The sequence below is a fragment of the Mesorhizobium sp. PL10 genome, from assembly GCF_053714315.1.
Window position 1 is genome coordinate 1 of sequence record NZ_JBSKBR010000108.1, and the last position, 2,402, is coordinate 2,402.

The following is a 2,402-nucleotide window of genomic DNA, read 5'->3' on the forward strand; positions in this document are numbered from 1 at the left end:
CTGCGTGGGAAAACCAGAGAAATAACAGCGGCGCCCGCATCAATTGGATGTTCTCAACCGAACAGGCCCGCCTCAAAATGGCCAAAGCCTATCCAAAGCCCACCGGCAAAGAGTCATAATCCCTGTGCAGAGCCACTAGTGGCTCCTGAACTCCCAACGCGCCGACGAGCTTGGGGTAGTTGAACACGCCCATCCCAAACGCTTCGACGCCAATGCGTGCAGACGCCCCCACCGTGTTCCTAACGAACCGGCCGATCACTTCCCACGCACTTTGCTCACCTGTCCCAGCTACGTGGCTTTCCGCGTACGCGACAACCCGATCCTGCGAGAGCCAGCATCCTGCGTCCGCTGCAGCGTCGGCATCCATCTTGCGCAGGATGAAATACGGGTCATCGTCTAGGGTCAAGAGCACCGCCTGCGGCTCATCGCCGGAGAAGGACTCATACCCCAGGAGATAGCACTGATTAGCTTGTGAGAGGACCACCAACGCGTCCATCCCAGCGCTGCACATCATGGTACGCACGTTATCGAGCCGAGCCCGATACTCCGACGTCTCAAACGCCTGGACAATGTTCCTGCCGCTCATACAGAACTATCCTCCAAATTTCGTGATACGCGCTTATCGAAGGAAATCCTGAGATAGTCGCGGAAGCCCTGTCCCCATTACATAGGTTGAACCGCTCTGACGTTTCGTTCGTGATCATGTCGACGATCAGATTGGCCGCTTCCAGTCCGACCCCAAATCCGTCGTCCCTCGACGAAATCACCCTGACCGAATTTGCAATCCGGTCGGCAAAGGAATTTACGATGTGAACCAGGCCAATTTATACTTTAGCCACTTTCAACTATCGCCACTTGGGGTGTGATGGACCAGTTGATCAAGTCGACGGCGCTCTGAAGTATCGCCTCGGTACGAGAGAGGCTGGATGAAGCCACGACGACATGTCCCAAACAGTCTCTATAGTCGCCTTTTCTAACAATCGGAGTTTTCGGTTGAACATAGAATTTGACCTCGGCGACACCTGGTAGAGCAGCTGCCTCGCTCTCCCCACCGATCCAGTCAAGCGTCCCATCGCGATCAGCAACCAAGAATCTTGCGGCCGCTGTTTGCGAATGCCTTTTGCGCAAATCCAATTCTTCGCCGATGGCAAGCTTAATATGCGCCGTGATAAGATCAACACCGCAAGCCAGACGAACCATTTGAGGAGTCGGCGAGCCATGAAGGCGCGGGTTGACCTCAATGACAACTGGGCCACGCTTCGTCCACCGAACTTCAATGCCCACTGGCCCCCAGCCGAGGCCGAGCGCGCGCAAAGAGCTCAGTGAAATGTCGGCTAAACGCTCATGCTCGTCATCACTCAGCGGTGCTGGGTAAGTCGCCGCACGATAGACGAAATGCGGTGGAGGGCCGAAGTCGCCGATGCCAATCCCAATGACCTCATTCCCCATAATGTCGGCCCAGTAACAGGGGCCTTCGGCGAATTCTTCGACCAGCATCCTCGGCTCAGACCGCCATATTTGCTGCCCACCCAAAAGATAGGTCGTATGTTCGGCTAGCTCTTCGGCCGTGCGGCACAATCGGACACCGACGCTCCCACTACCCATCGCAGGCTTAACTATCACCGGCAGTCCAATCTCCGCGGCCGAATCCGCTATGTCCGCTGCGTTGGCCGCCAAGCGATAAGCCGGTATCGGAACGCCTGAGGCCGCGAGGAGTTTACGCTGAGTGTACTTATCGCAGCATTGCTCAATAGCTTCAGGGTTCGGTCCCGGCAGATCGAAATGACCGCAGAGCTTGCCAACTGTCGCATACACTGAGTCCCGCGCAGCCGTGATGCCAGCAATTTCATAGGTCTCTCGGAGCCGGGAACATTCCCCGATCAGCGCATCCAGATCGTCTGTATCAACACGGATCGTCTCAAGGTCTTTCGCTCCAAAATTGTCACAGCGACTTGGATCGTCAGAAAGGGTAATCGGCTGGAGACCAAGACGCTGAGCAGCCTGGACGTAGAGTAGCCCCGAGCCCATTACGGTCCCCCCAACTAAGATCAGCGCTCTTGACATTGCTGTGCCTCCTTCGGTGCGTGACGGTCCGTGGGATTGTCGGCATCGTTGAAGCCGGTCTCGCTCTCAGACTCTGCACCAAGGCTAGCGTCATCAGCGATTTGCGAGGGTTAAGAATTGGCGAATTTATTTCGCAGTTTCATTGCAAAGAGTTGGCTCCGCATTTTTGGACAGCGCTCCGCGCAATCTAAGTGGCAACCTGCCGAGTCACATAAAGCGCGGCGACGATCATGCGGCCGTCGCCGTCGCTTGCCAGCCGAAATAAGCTTCGTCGGGCCTTCTTTTTCGGAAGGGTACTCTCGGTGACAGCGCAATTGAGTATGAAGGTCTGGGTCGAG

The 2,402-nt window shown here is 56.1% G+C and carries 2 protein-coding genes; both read right to left on the reverse strand.

The genetic code is table 11. From position 1 onward, the window contains the following. Window positions 1-88 precede the first annotated feature (88 nt). Window positions 89-586, reverse strand: coding sequence for an aminopeptidase P family N-terminal domain-containing protein (locus ACWGTO_RS33130; protein ID WP_454578905.1), 498 nt, complete (start codon window positions 584-586; stop codon window positions 89-91). 245 nt (window positions 587-831) lie between these two features. Beyond that, complete coding sequence (locus ACWGTO_RS33135; protein WP_454578906.1) at window positions 832-2,064, reverse strand: ATP-grasp domain-containing protein; 1,233 nt, start codon at window positions 2,062-2,064, stop codon at window positions 832-834. Window positions 2,065-2,402 lie beyond the last annotated feature (338 nt).